The organism is Nitrospira japonica (assembly GCF_900169565.1).
Classification (GTDB): Bacteria; Nitrospirota; Nitrospiria; order Nitrospirales; family Nitrospiraceae; genus Nitrospira_C; species Nitrospira_C japonica_A.
Map to the genome: position 1 here is coordinate 1,275,376 of NZ_LT828648.1, position 16,213 is coordinate 1,291,588.

General features: G+C 59.8%; 17 protein-coding genes and 1 tRNA gene. 8 read left to right on the forward strand and 10 right to left on the reverse strand.

Going from position 1 to position 16,213, the window contains the following annotated elements; all coding sequences use genetic code 11:
- Positions 1–176 precede the first annotated feature (176 nt).
- The 6 genes from NSJP_RS05975 (at position 177) to NSJP_RS06000 (ending at position 5,173) form a co-directional block, all read left to right on the forward strand.
- Positions 177–866 (forward strand): HAD family hydrolase, encoded by a 690-nt coding sequence (locus NSJP_RS05975; RefSeq protein ID WP_080886008.1) that lies wholly within the window; start codon positions 177–179, stop codon positions 864–866.
- Complete coding sequence (gene queE, locus NSJP_RS05980) at positions 842–1,540, forward strand: 7-carboxy-7-deazaguanine synthase QueE (RefSeq protein ID WP_231989495.1); 699 nt, start codon at positions 842–844, stop codon at positions 1,538–1,540. The genes NSJP_RS05975 and queE overlap by 25 nt, the downstream gene beginning before the upstream one ends.
- Before the next feature lie 64 nt (positions 1,541–1,604).
- Positions 1,605–3,116 (forward strand): leucyl aminopeptidase, encoded by a 1,512-nt coding sequence (locus tag NSJP_RS05985; RefSeq protein ID WP_080886010.1) that lies wholly within the window; start codon positions 1,605–1,607, stop codon positions 3,114–3,116.
- A gap of 1 nt (position 3,117) precedes the next feature.
- Entirely contained in the window at positions 3,118–4,245 is a 1,128-nt protein-coding gene (gene nagZ, locus NSJP_RS05990; RefSeq protein WP_231989496.1) for a beta-N-acetylhexosaminidase, read from the forward strand.
- A 22-nt stretch (positions 4,246–4,267) separates the two neighbouring features.
- A complete protein-coding gene (locus NSJP_RS05995; RefSeq protein ID WP_080886011.1) occupies positions 4,268–4,672 on the forward strand; it encodes a hypothetical protein in 405 nt (134 codons plus the stop codon).
- 24 nt (positions 4,673–4,696) lie between these two features.
- The gene (locus tag NSJP_RS06000) at positions 4,697–5,173 is read left to right on the forward strand and encodes a phosphate-starvation-inducible PsiE family protein (protein WP_080886012.1); all 477 of its coding nucleotides are present in this window, start codon (positions 4,697–4,699) and stop codon (positions 5,171–5,173) included.
- 586 nt (positions 5,174–5,759) lie between these two features.
- Here NSJP_RS06000 and NSJP_RS06005 read toward each other — a convergent pair.
- The 4 genes from NSJP_RS06005 to NSJP_RS06020 all read right to left on the reverse strand — a co-directional run bounded on the left by NSJP_RS06005 (position 5,760) and on the right by NSJP_RS06020 (position 9,138).
- Positions 5,760–7,211 carry an amino acid permease gene (locus NSJP_RS06005; RefSeq protein WP_155969930.1) on the reverse strand — a complete coding sequence of 484 codons (1,452 nt, stop codon included), beginning with the start codon at positions 7,209–7,211 and terminating at the stop codon, positions 5,760–5,762.
- Positions 7,212–7,321: 110 nt separating this feature from the next.
- Positions 7,322–8,068, reverse strand: a complete 747-nt coding sequence (locus tag NSJP_RS06010) for a gamma-glutamyl-gamma-aminobutyrate hydrolase family protein (RefSeq protein WP_080886013.1) — start codon at positions 8,066–8,068, stop codon at positions 7,322–7,324.
- A gap of 3 nt (positions 8,069–8,071) precedes the next feature.
- The gene (locus tag NSJP_RS06015) at positions 8,072–8,479 is read right to left on the reverse strand and encodes a hypothetical protein (RefSeq protein ID WP_155969932.1); all 408 of its coding nucleotides are present in this window, start codon (positions 8,477–8,479) and stop codon (positions 8,072–8,074) included.
- Between the two features lie 194 nt (positions 8,480–8,673).
- Complete coding sequence (locus NSJP_RS06020; protein ID WP_080886015.1) at positions 8,674–9,138, reverse strand: hypothetical protein; 465 nt, start codon at positions 9,136–9,138, stop codon at positions 8,674–8,676.
- Positions 9,139–9,215: 77 nt separating this feature from the next.
- On the opposite strand from NSJP_RS06020, the gene NSJP_RS06025 reads away from it, so the two are divergent.
- Both NSJP_RS06025 and tatA read left to right on the forward strand, forming a co-directional pair.
- Positions 9,216–10,418 carry a M24 family metallopeptidase gene (locus NSJP_RS06025; protein WP_231989497.1) on the forward strand — a complete coding sequence of 401 codons (1,203 nt, stop codon included), beginning with the start codon at positions 9,216–9,218 and terminating at the stop codon, positions 10,416–10,418.
- A gap of 101 nt (positions 10,419–10,519) precedes the next feature.
- Positions 10,520–11,314 carry a twin-arginine translocase TatA/TatE family subunit gene (tatA, locus tag NSJP_RS20060; RefSeq protein WP_172834198.1) on the forward strand — a complete coding sequence of 265 codons (795 nt, stop codon included), beginning with the start codon at positions 10,520–10,522 and terminating at the stop codon, positions 11,312–11,314.
- 123 nt (positions 11,315–11,437) lie between these two features.
- Here tatA and NSJP_RS06035 read toward each other — a convergent pair whose 3' ends face one another.
- The 6 genes from NSJP_RS06035 to NSJP_RS06060 all read right to left on the reverse strand — a co-directional run bounded on the left by NSJP_RS06035 (position 11,438) and on the right by NSJP_RS06060 (position 16,142).
- Positions 11,438–11,953, reverse strand: coding sequence for a PilZ domain-containing protein (locus NSJP_RS06035; protein WP_172834199.1), 516 nt, complete (start codon positions 11,951–11,953; stop codon positions 11,438–11,440).
- 50 nt (positions 11,954–12,003) lie between these two features.
- Positions 12,004–12,525, reverse strand: a complete 522-nt coding sequence (locus NSJP_RS06040) for a PilZ domain-containing protein (protein WP_080886018.1) — start codon at positions 12,523–12,525, stop codon at positions 12,004–12,006.
- A gap of 170 nt (positions 12,526–12,695) precedes the next feature.
- Entirely contained in the window at positions 12,696–13,952 is a 1,257-nt protein-coding gene (gene clpX / locus NSJP_RS06045) for an ATP-dependent Clp protease ATP-binding subunit ClpX (protein ID WP_080886019.1), read from the reverse strand.
- 23 nt (positions 13,953–13,975) lie between these two features.
- Positions 13,976–14,608, reverse strand: coding sequence for an ATP-dependent Clp endopeptidase proteolytic subunit ClpP (clpP, locus tag NSJP_RS06050; protein ID WP_080886020.1), 633 nt, complete (start codon positions 14,606–14,608; stop codon positions 13,976–13,978).
- A gap of 55 nt (positions 14,609–14,663) precedes the next feature.
- Positions 14,664–15,983, reverse strand: a complete 1,320-nt coding sequence (gene tig / locus NSJP_RS06055) for a trigger factor (RefSeq protein WP_080886021.1) — start codon at positions 15,981–15,983, stop codon at positions 14,664–14,666.
- A 76-nt stretch (positions 15,984–16,059) separates the two neighbouring features.
- A tRNA-Leu gene (locus NSJP_RS06060) sits at positions 16,060–16,142 on the reverse strand.
- Positions 16,143–16,213 lie beyond the last annotated feature (71 nt).

The following is a 16,213-nucleotide window of genomic DNA, read 5'->3' on the forward strand; positions in this document are numbered from 1 at the left end:
AGCCTCCCGTAGTCGTCAAACCGGCTCACGTACCCGTGCAGGCCAGAGGGAGCGGCATTATAGGAGGAGCCCAAAATTCTTGTCAATGAACGGGCCGTTCGGTAGAATCGGGCCCGCACGTCGCGAATGGATTCTGTGCACACCTTTCGGATCATCCGACTCAGGACGACTCATCAATGACACCCGCGCACATGCTTTCCCGGCCTCGGACCGGGACTCAGGTCGCCGCGTTCTTTGATTTGGACAATACCTTGTTGCCTGGCGAGGCCAGTGAAGTGCGATTCTTCCGGTCTCTTTGGAGACGGAAGGTCGTCGGCTGGCCGGAATTGAAAGCCAGCGCCGGGTGGCTCATCCGGCATTTGCCCGCGCTGTCGCTGCAGCCTCTCCGCGAGCGCAAGTTATACCTCGCGGGTAAACCAGCCCAGGTGATCGAGCCGCTTGGAGAAGAATTTTGCCGTGAGGAACTCTGTCCGGTGGTGGCGGCGGATGGGATGAGCCGGATGGAAGAACATCGCCGCGCCGGGCACAGGATTGTCCTCATTACGGGCTCGCTGGATTTCCTCGTTCAACCGATTGCCGAGGCGCTTCGCGTCGACCAATCCATCGCGGCGGTTCTTGAAGAGGCCGATGGACTCTATACGGGCCGTTTGGTCGCTCCTCTGCCCTATGGCGAAGAGAAGCGAGTGCTGATTCAACGGCTGGCCGCCGAACTGGATCTGGATCTGGCGTCCTGCTTCGCGTATGGCGACAGCCCAGGGGATCTTGAGATACTCAAGTCGGTTGGTCATCCGATGGTCGTGAATCCCATCAGAGGCATGGGCACGCTCGCGGTGCAATATCATTGGCCGGTCGTGCGCTGGCGGTAGCGGCGCGTGTGAGCGGCATTCGGGACGGAACCTTCGATATGCGGATCACCGAGATTTTCCACAGCATCCAAGGAGAATCCACCTACGCGGGCGAGCCCTGCGTCTTCGTGCGGCTGACCGGCTGTCCGCTCCGTTGCACCTGGTGCGACACGGCGTACGCCTTTCATGAGGGGCAGGAAATGTCCCTTGCCGACGTGATGACCGCCGTCAAGTCGTACGGGTGCCGGCTCGTCGAAGTCACCGGCGGAGAACCGCTGGCACAATCTCAAACCATTGAGCTTATCGAATCGTTGTGTGAAACGGGATACAAGGTCCTGGTTGAAACCAGCGGCGCCATCGATATTTCACCGGTGGACCGGCGTGCGCAGATCATCTTGGACGTGAAGTGCCCGGGAAGCGGAATGACCGAGCGGATGTGGTGGCCGAACCTGGCGCAGTTGACGGCAAAGGACGAAGTCAAATTCGTCGTCGCCGGCCGGAGCGATTACGACTGGGCCGTAGGGATCATCGAACGGTATGGTCTGACCGGACTGTGTCCAGTGCTCATGAGTCCGGTCTTTGAGACGCTTGAGCCGCGGCAGCTGGCAGAATGGATCTTGAGAGACCGGTTGCCGATTCGGTTCCAACTGCAGCTCCACAAGTTTATTTGGGCACCGGACGCCCGGGGCGTCTAGGACTTCGATTGCAGTCGTCGGTCTGACGGCCGATATGGAAAGCCAACGCAAGAAGGAGACCGTAATGAAGCTGATGCAGGTTCAGGTTAAGGTGGGGCGGCCCGAGTCCGAGGCGGTCGAGGTCCTGGCCCTGATGCATTGTGAAGGAGAAGCCCTGGCGAAACAGGACGCAGGCGCGTTGGACAAGGCGCTCGGCGGTTCGCTGCAAAGTCTTCTCCGCAGCGGAGAGTTCGAAGGGCGGACGGGCGAGGTCATGCTGTTCCATACGCATGGGAAGGTGCCGGCAAAACGTCTGCTCCTGATCGGTTTGGGAAAGAAGAACTCACTGAGACTGGATACCCTGAGACAGGCGATGGGGCACGCGGCGAAACGCGCGCGCCAAGCGAAAGTGGATGCGTTTACGGTCTGCTATCCCACGGCGACTCCCAAGGGACATTCCCCGGTGGAGATCGCTCAGGCTATGACGGAAGGCGCCGTGCTGGGCGGCTACCAATTTACGACGTACCGCAGCGAGGATACGGCCGCAAAGGACATCGGCCTCATGACCCTGCTCATGCCGCAAAAGAGCCAGGTCCGGCAGGGAACCGAAGGCGTCCGCCGGGGCCTTGCCACGGCCGAGGCCGCGATGTTCGTCCGCGACCTGTGCAATCACCCTTCCAACGTCATGACGCCGGCGCGCATCGCCGATGAAGCCAAGGCCATCGCCAAACAGGAACAACTGACGCTCAAGATCCTCGAGCAAAAGGACATGGAACAACTGGGGATGGGCGCCTTGCTGGGCGTCGCCAGGGGCAGCCATGAACCACCGAAATTCCTGATCTTGGAATACAACCGGGCCAGGAAGAAAGATGAACGACCGGTCGTATTCGTCGGGAAGACCATCACCTTCGACACGGGGGGGATCTCGCTGAAGCCTGCCGAAAACATGGAACACATGAAAGCGGACATGACCGGCGGCGCCGAGGTGCTGGCGGCGATCAGAGCCGCCTCACGCCTGAAGCTGCCCCTCCGGCTCATCAGCATTCTTCCGGTGGCGGAGAACATGCCGGGAGGGCGGGCGATGAAGCCTGGCGACATCGTGAAAACGCTTTCGGGCAAGACCGTCGAAGTGCAAAACACCGATGCGGAAGGTCGGCTCATCCTCTCGGACGCGCTCTTTTACGCCCAGCGCTATAATCCTGCGGCACTGGTCGATATCGCGACCCTCACGGGGGCCTGCGTCGTGGCCCTCGGACAGTTCGCGATCGGCATGTTCGGAACCGACGCCAGGCTGAAAGACCAGGTTCGGAAGTCCGGTATGACGGCGGGCGAACGCGTCTGGGAGATGCCGCTGTGGGACGAATATTTTGAGCAACTGCGCAGCGACGTCGCGGATATGCGGAACATCGGAGGTCGGGGTGGAGGCATGATCACGGCCGCGTTGTTCCTCAGCAAATTCGCCGGCGACTATCCTTGGGTGCACCTCGACATCGCGAGCACCGATTGGAGCGAGCGGGAGCGGGCGTACATCCCCAAGGGGCCGACAGGCATCGGCACGAGATTGCTGATTCAATATCTGATCGACCGGAGTATGTAGCGTGGCACGGCCTCACCTGACGGTTCGCGAAAAAATCGGCCAGCTGTTCATGATCGGCTTCATGGGCACCTCCGTCACGCCCGACCTCGCGGAATTTCTGAGAACCTACAAGCCCGGGGGCGTCATTCTCTTCTCACGGAATCTGGAATCCGTCGGCCAGATCGTGGAATTGACCAACGATCTGCAGCAATGCAATCCGAAGTCGCCGCTCTTGATCTCGATCGACCAGGAAGGCGGTCGCGTCTCGCGATTGCCGGCCGGCTTCACGATTTTCCCTCCGTGCGAGGTCCTCGGCCGATGCAACTCGGCCGAGCTGACCTATGCGGCCGCCGCCACCATCGCGAAGGAGCTGCGGGCGGTCGGCATCAATATGAACATGGCTCCCGTGCTCGACGTGAATAGTAACCCCGACAATCCCATCATCGGCGATCGAGCGTTCGGGACGACGCCGGATCTCGTCAGCGAGGCGGGCATTCTCACCGCCGCCGGACTGCAGGACAACCTGGTGGTGGCCTGCGGGAAGCATTTCCCCGGTCATGGTGACACTGCAGCGGATTCCCACAAGGAACTCCCCGTGGTGGAGGCCGGTCGGGAACGGCTCGATGCCGTCGAACTGGCGCCGTTTCGTCGGGCCGCCGCCGCGGGTGTGGCCGCGATGATGACCGCCCACGTCCTCTACAAAGCGCTGGATGCGCAGCGTCCCGCGACGTTGTCCCCGCTTATCATTACGGGTTTGCTGCGGGATCAATTGCGGTATGACGGCGTCGTCCTAACGGACGATTTGGAAATGAACGCGATCGTCGACCACTATGGGATCGCTGATGCCGCGGTCCGCGCCGTCCAAGCGGGGTGCGACGTGCTGTTGATCTGCAAAGATCAGGCGCGTGAGGTGGAGGCATTCGAAGCGATCGAACAGTCCGTCGCGGCGGGAGACATCACGATGGACCGTCTGGATCAGTCGGTCGCCAGGATCCAGCGAGTGAAGCAGCGCTATGTCGTTCCCTACCGGCCGGTATCGATTTCCGAAGCACGGCTCGTCGCCGGTTGCCGGACCCACCGGGCGCTGTTGCAGAGCGTGCATCAGACAGGGGCCCGGATGGCCAAAGCTGCCATCCCACAAGTTCTGTAACGATGATCGAGGAGGAAATGCGGTGCCTCTGAAAAAAGGCGATCTCATCGATGAGCGAAAGCGTCACCCGGACTCCTGCGGCTTGGTGGTCAAGGTCATGGACGGAGGAGCGGGCTTTGAAAAAATCATCTGCTGTGATCATGAATTGACGGATGAAGACGTCGTGCCGGAAATCCGCCACTCCGCCGGCCGTAAGAGAGGCGTTCTGCCGTTGGCGGTCGTCCTCGATGAAAAGAAGCTGTACCCGGATTCCTGCGGACTGCGGGTCATGATCATGGACGGGGGAGCCGGTTTCAAGGAGATCCGCTGCTGCGGGCACTCCCTCACCATGAGTTCAATGCGGGAGCTCAAGTACGGAGCATTGCGGGGAGCAGGTCCGGGGGAAGAATCGGACGCTCAACCGAATGCGCCGGCCGGAACCGCATGATGCCGGGCGAGTGAGAGGAGTTTCATGAAAGATCGCAGAGAAGTCATGAACCGGTGGTGCGGGGTGATGGAATGGCTCGACCGGCTTGGTTATATGACGGCCGGATTCAGTCTGCTGGTGCTGGGCATGCTCTTGTTCGCCCATGCCTGGTATGTGTTCGCCACCAAGGCCGGTCAAATCGGGCTCCTGCCGTCCGGTCTCAAGCTGCTGAACGATATCCTGCTCGTCATTATCTTGCTCGAGTTGTTTCGAACGGTGATCCGCTTCCTCCAGACCGAGGTACTCGATCTGGAACCCTATCTGGCCGTCGGCATCATCGCATGCACGCGGCGCGTGTTGACGGCGAGCGCGGAACTGTCCCATCTCCCGTCGATGAGTGAAGGTCAATTTTACCAGTACCTCATGGACGTAGGGCTGAACGTCATGGTGATCATGGTCCTGGTCATCGGAGTCTTCTTGATGCGAAAACGTCCGGTTCCTTCCTCCGTTCCCCTCTCATAGGCGCCACGGCAAAACGGCCGCTCAATTCACAACGTCTGTTTCTATGGAATGGTTGCGGCTGTCTGGACGCGCTCGCGTGGACGAACGTCGTCGCATTGCGCTGAGGGGAAAAACCGGCATCACGTGAGGGATGCGGAGGACTGGACTGTCAGCCGCCGGGGCATCGCGGAAACAACAATGCCGGTCGGCCCGGCTTGCCTGACTCTCGGCTCTTATGGCATCATGCCGCTTCTCTGGGAGTTGGGATGGCCAGTTTGATCGAATACGTCGGCTGCGTGCACATATTCCTGGGACCGTATCGCGGGAACCCGATCGCGCTGTACCTCCGAAGGACCGACAACCAATGTCATATTGGTCCGAAGGTCTATCCTTGGAACGAGGTGGTGGGAACGGGAGAGACTCCCAACAAAGCCGCTGCGGATTTTGAGAATAAGTGGAAGGCGAAGGGATTGTCGGCCGACATGTATTCCGGGCCGTCTTGGGATGGCGGAATCAAGCCGGAGAAGCCTGCGCCACCCAAGCTGCCGGAGCCCAGCCCACTGCCCCGGTTCCAGCCGCCGAACCCGAAAGCGGTTCCGCGACCTGATCAGGGCTGCTTTTCAGGACAGACGAGTGACGGAGTCGGCTCCAGTGCGGCCAGCTTGCTCTGTTTGAGTCCGTATCCGAGATAGATCAGAATACCGATTACCGTCCAGACTCCGAAGCGAATCCATGTCAATGCCGGTAGCTGCCACATGAGCCAGAGGCAGGCTATTGTCGCGAGTATCGGCACGAGAGGCATGAACGGAAGCCTAAACGGCCTGGGATGGTCCGGGTTGGTATGGCGCAGTATGATGACGCCGATACAGACGAGCACGAACGCGAAGAACGTTCCGATATTCGTCATATCGGCCGCCTCGCCGATGGGAATAAATGCCGACAGGACGGCCACGGCGACGCCGGTCAAGATTGTGGCCCTGTGCGGCGTTCCGAAGCGAGGATGCACGACGGACAACCACGGACCGAGCAGTCGATCGCGCGACATCGCGAAGAAGACCCGGATCTGGCCGAGCATCATCACGACAAGCACGCTGGTGATACCGGCTACGGCGCCGATGGCCACGACTGCAGCCCCCCACTTGAATCCGACGACCTGTAGCGCTTCCGCTACCGGAGCATGGATGTCGATCTGTCCAGCCGGAACCAGCCCCGTCAGCACCGTTGCCACGGCGATATAAAGGATCGTGCACACGGTCAGTGATCCGATGATCCCGATCGGGACGTCGCGCTTTGGGTTCGTGGCCTCTTCGGCCGCGGTCGAGACGGCGTCGAATCCGATATAAGCGAAGAAGACGATGGCGGCGGCCGCACCCACGCCGGCAAACCCTTGCGGCATGAACGGGGACCAATTGCTCGAATCCAACGAGGTGCTCCCGATTCCGATGAAGAACAGGATCACGGCCAGTTTGATGACGACGACGATGCCGGTCATCCGCGCGCTTTCCTTGATGCCGATGACAAGGATGACGGTCACGAGGAGCACGATGATGGCGGCGGGAATGTTGGCGACTCCCCCTTCGGTGCCGCCGGGCGGGTGCGTTGCCCAATGTGGGAGTTCAATGCCAGCCAGCCGGAGCAGATTGTTGAAATAGCCGGACCAACCGATGGCGACCGCCACGCAGGCGACCCCGTATTCAAGGATCAGATTCCAGCCCGTCAGCCATGCCAGCAGCTCTCCGAGCGTTGCATACGAGAACGTGTAGGCGCTTCCGGCTACAGGAATCATGGCGGACATTTCGGCGTAGCAGAGAGCGGCCAGAGCGCAGGTCAGTCCGGATAGGACGAAGGAGAGGATGATCCCTGGTCCCGCGCCGGGCCGGTGGGCATCACCGACGATCGCCGTCCCGATCAAGACGAAGATACCGGTTCCGATAATGGCCCCGATGCCCAGGCACGTCAGGTCCCAGGCGGTCAGAGTTTTCTTCAATCGATGGGTGGGATGATCGGCGTCTGCCAGAATCTGTTCGATGGGTTTCGTTCGAAATAACCTGCGTATCACCGGGTCTCTCTTGTGGGTGGAAGGACAACCGCGGGGTGGTCGGTCACCTATCGTGCGCGCCAGTCCAAGTATAGCAGGTCTCTTCGCATTTGCCCGATCTGATCAGGATGTCACCGTGCCGCCGGGCGCCGTTGGGCGGCGCGAAGGAACGCTTCAAACAGTCGCCGATGGGGTCGGTGCCGTTCGAAGAGGAACTCCGGGTGCCACTGCACTCCCAGGAAAAAACGATGCTTTCGTGACTCGATGGCTTCCACGATTCCATCGGGAGCGACGGCACTCGCCACGAGCGATGGCGCAACATCCTTGACCGACTGATGATGGGAGCTGTTGACCCGGACGGTGGCTGCACCGAGTATTCTCCGGAGGAGGCTATGCTGGGTGATGCGTACCGCATGGCTGAGGCGGGTGGCGCGTGCCGTCTGGCGATGTTTGAGTGTCGTCTGGACCTGAGAGGCGATGTCTTGGAAAAGACTTCCCCCCAACGCGACGTTCATGGCTTGCATCCCGCCGCAAATGCCGAGGACCGGCAGGTCGGCGGCTTGCGCCATCTGCACCATCTGAAGTTCGAAGGTCGAGCGGCGCTGGCTCACCAGGGCGAATGGATACTGTTGACGCTCTCCATACAGGTTGGGCGGTAAGTCCGGGCCGCTTCCGGTCAGGAGCAGGCCGTGGATGTTGGTGAATAACCGACGACGGGCTTCACGGTCCGACGCGAGGGGGAGCACGATGGGAATCCCGCCCAACTCTTCGATGGCGCGAACATAGCGGGCACGCAAAAAATAGGTGGGCTCTTTGCCACCCCATTCTTTTCGGTCACCGGCGTTGAAATCTGGTGTCACGCCGATGAACGGTTTCATCGGTCAGCGAACCGGCTCAACTGCGGGGGCTGAGTCCATGGCCGGGGTGGTCGCTTGAGTCGACGCATCACCGGTATCGGCCACGCCGAGGAAGCGGATCGGTTTGTCGCCCCGGAGATGCTCCGGTGTAATGACGTATGTCCCGTACATGCTGGTCGTCCAAATACTCTTCGCTGCATGCTCGTTTCCACCGGAGAACACGTAGGCCAGACCTCCGACGACGCCACCGCCGATGGCGAACGCGGTCTTCACCGGCAGGTAAAGAAGGGTGCTTAAGCCGGAGAGCACTCCTATGCCGGCACTTGACGCATTTCCACCTTCTGATGACGGAGGCGGCGGCGTGGCTTCTTGACTCCAAGCGGGCGCAACGACGGCGACCACCCAAAATGCGAGCACCATGGTCAGGGTCATGAGTTTTGATCTAAACGATACGGGGAAAGCGGTCAATGAAGACGAATAGCAGTTCACGGAAGGCCCTCCTTCTTCAACTGAATGATATGGGCTACGAACGGTAATGCCTGAAGGCCCGGACATATGCATGTTCCTGTGGGTTATAACAAATCCCCCTGTGAATGCAACCCCCCTGCTCTAGGAGATGAGGCGTTTCAGGTAGGAGTCGGATCTCCGGGCTGAAGGTCCATTTCGGCCGCGACGTAGGCTCTGATAAAGTCGCGACGCTTGATAAGGTCGGCGTGCTCTTGCGCATTCCATGCGTCGGCTGTAAGGCGTTGGTTCTCCTGGGTGATGCCGGCCTGCAACAACCGGTCGAGACGGCAGCGGCAGAGTGCTTGGACGAACAGCTCACTGGCTCGTGCTTCTTGCGCGGCGCGTTCTTCTCCCGTCGCGTCGCCTAAGGCTTCGGTGAGCCACTGGGAAAAGTGTATGGAGGTACGGCTTGCGTCAATTTGGGCTTCGGTTGCTTCTACGAGCACCTGAATGCCGCCTTTCCAACTGCGCTTCTTGACGTTGAAGACGCAGGCCTGAGTGGACGGATGCGCTTCGACCGGTTCCGGCCCGAAGAACAACGTCACACGATATTGAGCTGAGTCGGCGGAGGAATCGGCCTGCATGGGGCATTGTAGCATGTCGTACCGGTTCACCGTGGCTTCGTTGACGGCTCGTCGGACTCGACGATAAGATGCGAGGCGTGATCGATCAGATTCACCTGGATCGTGTGCGAGCCGTTCAGCTGGCGCTGAAAGAGGCCGGGAACGCTGACGGTTGGCTGTTCTATGACTTTCGAGGCAGCGATCCGCTCAGCTACCGCATTCTGCTGCTCGATCCCGCGACCCATGTCACGAGGCGGTGGTATTACTGGATTCCTGCCGAAGGTCCCCCGCAAAAGCTTCTGCATCGTATCGAGCCGCACGTATTGGATCCATTGCCCGGGGAGTCCCATCTGTATGTGTCCTGGGATGAGCAGCGTGAATTGCTTGCCCGAATCCTGGAGGGACGGCGGCGAATCGTGATGCAATATTCTCCGATGAACGCCGTGCCCTATGTGTCCCGGGTCGACGCGGGAACCGTCGAACTCGTCGAGAGCCTTGGGGTCGAGGTTGCGAGCTCCGGGGATTTGATCCAAACATTTGAGGCGGTCTGGACGGATGCGCAGCTGGAGTCTCACCAGTATGCGGCGACGGCGCTCAGACGGATCGTCGATGAGGCTTTTGCGCATGTTCGAGAAACGTTGGTCGCGGGACGCATCCTGACCGAGTTCGACGTACAGCAATTCATTCTCGGTCGGATCCGCGAGGCGGATATGACGACCTCGAGCGCGCCGATTGCCGCGGTCAATGCGCACAGTGCCGATCCGCATTACGGCCCGGGCCCGTCGGGGTCCGCCGTCATCAGGCGGGATGATCTGGTGCTGATCGACCTTTGGGCCAAACGCACGACGGCGGGATCGGTCTACGCGGACATCACATGGACGGCATTTGCCGGCCGCAGCGTTCCGGACAAGCATCGTTCGGTCTTCGGTCTCGTCAGGCAGGGCCGAGACGCGGCAGTGAATTTTGTGCGCGCCCAACTGGCGGCCGGAGTGCATCCCTTCGGATGGGAAGTCGACCATGTGTGCCGGCGGGTCATTGAGACGGCCGGCTATGGCGCGCAGTTCCTCCACCGTACGGGGCATTCCATCGGCGAGGAGGTGCACGGCAACGGCGCGAATATCGACGGCCTCGAGACACAGGATACGCGCCGACTCATCCCGCGCACGTGTTTTTCCATCGAGCCCGGGATCTATCTTCCCGGGGAGTTTGGCATCAGAAGCGAACTCGATGTCTATCTGTCCGAGAGAGAAGCGCTGGTCTTCGGACTTCCCCTGCAGGAAGAGCTGTCGCCGCTGTTGTGACGAATCCCCGCGCGGACCGCTTCCTTGACAGCACATCCGACCGGCCTATAGAGTGAATGTTTACATAGGGTTTCTTTGGGCGCCAAACAAAGGACGACACTATGTTCGGGACCATGGGCATTTCGGAATTGATCATCATCCTGGTCATCGTACTCATCATCTTTGGAGCCGGGAAGCTTCCTCAAATCGGTGAAGGCGTCGGCAAAGCCCTCAAAGGATTTAAAAAGGAAGTCCACGACATTCCTCCTCCGGAGGCGACGCTCTCCGATCAAGCACCCCCACCGCCGGTTCAGGCCGATGGTCCCCCGGTGCAAGCGCCGGCGAATCCTCAAGTCGTTTCTCCTCAGCCGAAACCGACGGCCCCCTATACACCGGGTCCTGAATTGACCCCGGGGACTACTGCGGCCGCGATGTACAACATGGGGCCGCAGGTGCATTCGACCGCGCCGAAATCTTCCTCGCCGGCGTCCGGAGCCAACGTAGGGCAAGGTCCGCCGTCCATGGAAGAACGGGCGGCAACGCCCGCGCCGGTGATGCGGGCTCAGTACCCGCCGCTTCCCCCGACGGCCCAGCAGAAGCCGGTAGCGGCCAAACGGCCGTCGGCTGTTGTGAACAAGGATGCGGTGGCTCGTGTTCAGGCGCAGCAAGCGGCCATGAAGGCCAAGGCGGCGCAGCCCGCTGGTGTCTCGCCGGCTGATATGCAAAGCTTGGGTGAGGGCTTGGGGGATGCCTTGCGGACATTTAAACAAGCCGTAGCGGACGTACGCAATTCAGTCGATCCTGAGATGCGAACGATTCAAGCAGAAATGGATGCGGCGCAGAAGGAACTGCAGCAGTCGATCGAATCCGCCAAGGAACTCCCTGCCGTTCAGGAAGACCCATCCAAATCGGTGTGATTGGGATCCGGGGTATGGGCCGCGGGTGTGCCGGTGGTTTCCGTGGCGTCCCCTACACCGGGTGGGTGCGACGACGGGTGCTGCGTGGTCTCAGGCGTGTGTTCACGCGGGCGGAGCGTACGCCTACATGACGCGTGACCGATTCAGGGCGGCCACCAATTCGACGAGCTCTTTCCGGGCTTGATCGTCGATATCCGTGAACTGAACACCCATCCCAGGAAAAAGCAGGAAACGCTCGGGTTTGTTTCGGGTCCAGGCGACTTTGGCTTTCGCCGTATGCTTGGCCCAGGGACGGTCGGGCAGGGTAAATTCCACAGCCAATTCAGTGCCCGGTGCCAGCGGTGTGCTGCTTTCAATGAACAAGCCGCCTCCGCCGATCCCGCCCGTCAGACTGTCGTATTGTTTTCCCTCCGGCGTGGTATAGCGAACTTTGACGGCCAGGGGTGCGCGCGCATGAGCTCGGGCATGGGCAAATCGCTGGGCATCGTCAGTGGCCACAATGCGTTCGATGATTTCCTGCCAGCTCAGGGTGCCGAGCAATTCGCCGTGCTGATCATGCAGCGAGATCGACTCCTGATCGGCATCGACTTCGAGGATTGCCCCGTCATGTCCCGCTGTCATTGTGACCGGAAATTTCATCGCCTCGGTCCTTCGGCTAGACGATTGAAGCGCGGCGGATCCTGACTCGGTCAGGCGGCCGGTTTGCCGACATGCTGAATGCTTTTCACAAGATCCACAACGCGGTTCCGGATGTCTGGGGCGATTTCGGTGAACCGGACGCCCATTCCCGGGCTGAAGGTATATTGATCGGCTTTCGGGCAGACCCATGCGACGAGCCCCTTGGCCGGCAGCCATTCATGAGGCTTTTCCGGTAGAGAGAACTCCATGGCGAGTATCGTGCCGACGGCCAGGGGAGTGAGGCTCTCGATGAAGAGGCCCCCACCTCCGATCCCGCCGGCTCGGCTTTCGAAATGCTGTCCTTCTGGCGTTTTGTACTTCACGCGAAACGACAGGGTCACTCGCGGTTCGGAACGCGACTCTCGTGTAGCCGGCGGTTTTCTGTACGCAAGAATCTGGTCGATCACGAAATCCCAGGAGAGATTGCCCATCGGTTCACCGTTGATGGCCAGCAGCGTGACGATCTCGCGGGCTGCATCCATCTCGATCGTCTTCCCTTTGTGCCTGAGGCTTGACACGACCTGATACTTCACGGCTTCCCCCCAGAGTGGGCAGTACAGCGCAAGTATAGCGCAGCGTTTCCCTTTGTCGAGGAAAACCGCACACTTATTCAAAGGCGGTCGGTCGGGGTCGGGGTGGGAGCGGAAAAACGCCTCGGCTGATCGGGCTCAGAAGACTCGAGAAGGGACGAGAGAAGCCGTGCTCAGGCTGTTTTGGCGTCCTTGTCCTGATCAAAAATTCGGATTGGCGCGTGTTTGCCCAGGATCGCATCCTCCGTAATGAGGACTTCCTTGATTTGCTTTTGAGACGGCGCGTCGTACATCACGTCCAGCATGACCTCTTCCAAGATGGCCCGCAAACCCCGTGCGCCGGTTTTCTGCGTAAAGGCCTTCCGCGCAACGGCGCCGAGGGCGCCCTCTGTGAATTTGAGCTTGATCTTTTCAAAGGACAGGAGTTTTTCGTATTGCTTGGTCAGGGCGTTCCTTGGCTCCGTCAGGATGCGGATCAGGGCGCGTTCGTCCAACTCGTCCAGCGTGGCCACGACCGGAAGGCGGCCGACGAACTCCGGGATCAGGCCGTATTTCAGGAAATCCTCCGGTTGAACTTGCTCGAACAGCTCACCGAGCCGGACCTCGCCTCGACTCCGGATTTCGGCGCCGAACCCCATTGATTTTCTGTTCAGACGCTGTTCGATAATTTGCTCGAGTCCGACGAAGGCTCCTCCGCAAATGAACAGGATATTGCTCGTGTTGACCTGTATGAACTCCTGATGGGGATGTTTCCGTCCGCCTTGCGGAGGGACATTGGCCACGGTTCCCTCGATCAGTTTGAGCAGCGCCTGCTGCACGCCTTCGCCCGAGACGTCCCGGGTAATCGAAGGGCTGTCGCTCTTCCGGCTGATCTTGTCGATCTCATCGATGTAGACGATGCCTCTCTCTGCCCGTTCGACGTCATAATCGGCGGCCTGAAGGAGTTTCAGGATGATGTTTTCGACGTCTTCGCCGACGTAGCCGGCTTCGGTCAGTGTGGTGGCGTCGGCCAGCGTGAACGGAACGTCCAGATACTTCGCCAATGTTTGTGCCAGGAGGGTCTTGCCCGTTCCCGTAGGGCCGACCATGAGGATGTTGCCCTTCTGAAGTTCGACGTCGTCGACGTCTTTTTCCTTGGCGGAGATGCGCTTGTAGTGATTGTGCACGGCGACGGAGAGAATACGCTTCGCCCGTTCCTGCCCCACCACATATTGGTCAAGATGGTGCTTGATTTCCGCTGGTTTTTTGAGTTTGGAGGAGATCTCTTCCTTGGCTTCTTCCCAGTCCTCCGCAATGATGTCGTTGCAAAGATTGACGCATTCGTCGCAGATGTACACGGTCGGCCCCGCGATCAATTTGCGCACCTCGTCGCGACTTTTGCCGCAAAACGAACATCGCAAATGCCGATCCATCTTTTCCTGCTTGGCCATGCGTCCTCCTGAGCCGATACCGGCTATTTGTCCTTGGTGCCGTCCTTGTCGGTTCCGCCAACCGACTTGAGCGCCTTGGGGGCACGAGTGATGACTTCATCGATGAGGCCGTATCGTTTGGCTTCTTCTCCGGACATGAAATAATCACGCTCCGTATCGAGCGCGATTTTTTCGATGGGCTGACCCGTGTGCTTTGCCATGATTTCATTCAGGCGTTCCCGGATCTTCAGAATTTCTCTGGCGTGAATGTCTATCTCGGTGGCCTGGCCTTGGAAGCCGCCCAACGGCTGATGGATCATCACCCGGGCGTTCGGCAAGGCAAACCGCTTCCCTTTGGTGCCTGCAGTCAACAGCAGCGCGCCCATGCTGGCAGCCTGTCCGAGGCAGATCGTGTTGATCGGCGGTTTGACGTACTGCATCGTGTCGTAAATGCCGAGGCCGGCCGTGACGCTGCCGCCGGGCGAATTGACATAGAGATTGATGTCCTTTTCGGGATCTTCGGCCTCCAGAAACAGCAACTGGGCGATGATCAGGTTGGCAAAGACGTCGTCAATCGGCGCTCCGAGGAAGATGATGCGGTCTTTCAAGAGTCTGGAGTAGATATCGTAGGCGCGCTCGCCTCTGTTCGTTTGCTCGACGACGATAGGAACTAGCATGCAGGTTCTTCCTTTCAGTGGTCCGGACGGTCTCGCGGCGCTCGCCCGCGGGCGGCTAGCCTTGGATCACAGCGTTGCGATAGACGAAATCCAGAGATTTTTCGGCGAGAATCCGCGCCCGCAATTCTGCCAGGGAATCCTGGCCGCCGGCCTGGATCATCTTGACCAGGTCGCTCTGAGGGATCTTGAGCTCGTGGGCAAGACGGACAAGCTCCCCATTGACATCTTCTTGACTGACGGCAATCTTTTCCTTCTCGGCGATCGCTTCGAGGATCAAACCGACCTTGACCCGGCGCATGGCCTCATCGCGATTTTGTTGGCGGAGTTGCGTGGGATCGACCGTCTCCGCGCCCGAGGTATCGTTCCCTGCACGCTGCTGCTGTTGAACGTGTTGCCGGATAATCGCCTCCAATTCACGCTCAACGAGAGTATCGGGCAGGTCGAAGTGATGGGTTTCAACCAGGCGTTTGATGATCGTGTCTTTGTGCTGTTCCTCAACTTCGCGCTTCAGCGCTTTCTCCATTTCGCCGCGCAGCCGGTCCGTGAGTTCGGCCAGAGACGCGTATGCCCCGCAATCTTTGGCGAGCTCGTCGTCGAGATCGGGCAGCTTCTTGACCTTTACGGCGCTCACCACGAGCGTAAAGACGACGGTTTTGCCGGCCACGCGGGAATCCGGGTGGCTGGCGGGATACGGCTGCGAAAGCGTGATGCTCTCTCCCTCCGTCTTGCCGAGGAGGTGAGGGTCAACCTCCAGGCCCAACAGCGTGGCTTTCGAACCGACCCGATGCAAATGCCCCTCCTTCTTGGTGCCTTCAAGCGGTTGGCCATCCAGATGGCCGGACAGCGACAGCACGACGAAATCCCCTTCCGCGACTCGATGGCCGGCCGGAGCCGCGTCGAGTCGGGCATGTTGTTCCCGCAGAACGTCCATGCCCTTGGCGACCTGCTCGTCCGTCACGCTACGTTTGTCTGGCTTCAATGAGATCGGATTCGGAGCCTTATAGTCACGCAGGTCGATCGTCGGCTTGATCTCAACGGTGGCGGTGAAGGTAAAAGGAGCGTCCTTCTTGATCTTGACGCGTTCCAGAGGCGGGATTTCCACGAGGACCGGTGAGATGCCCGCCTGTCGGACGGCACGGTCGTAAAAATCAGGAACAAGGGATCGAATGACGTCATCCTCAATGGCTTTGGCATAGCGCTTTTCCAGCAACGCGAGCGGCGCTTTTCCGGGACGGAATCCGGGCATGTGCACCTGTCGATTCAGTTCCTTATAAGCCTGGGCGAACCGTTGCGCGACCTCTTCTATTGGCACTTCAATCTTAAGGGCTCGTTTCATCGGCCCCAACTCGGTCATTTCCATTTTCATGGGCTGCATTCAATCCTTCTCTCTTCCGTGCCGTCTTGTGTTCTCGATTGAGAACGCCGGGCAAAGGTGTTTTTGGACTTGATCCTGGTGCGAGAGGGGGGACTCGAACCCCCACGGTTACCCACGAGATCCTAAGTCTCGCGCGTCTGCCAGTTCCGCCACTCTCGCACGGCGGGGAGTCCCGGAGTTCGGTCAAACCGAGTCAGCAAACAGGCGAAATTACACGCTCCTGCCGGTAT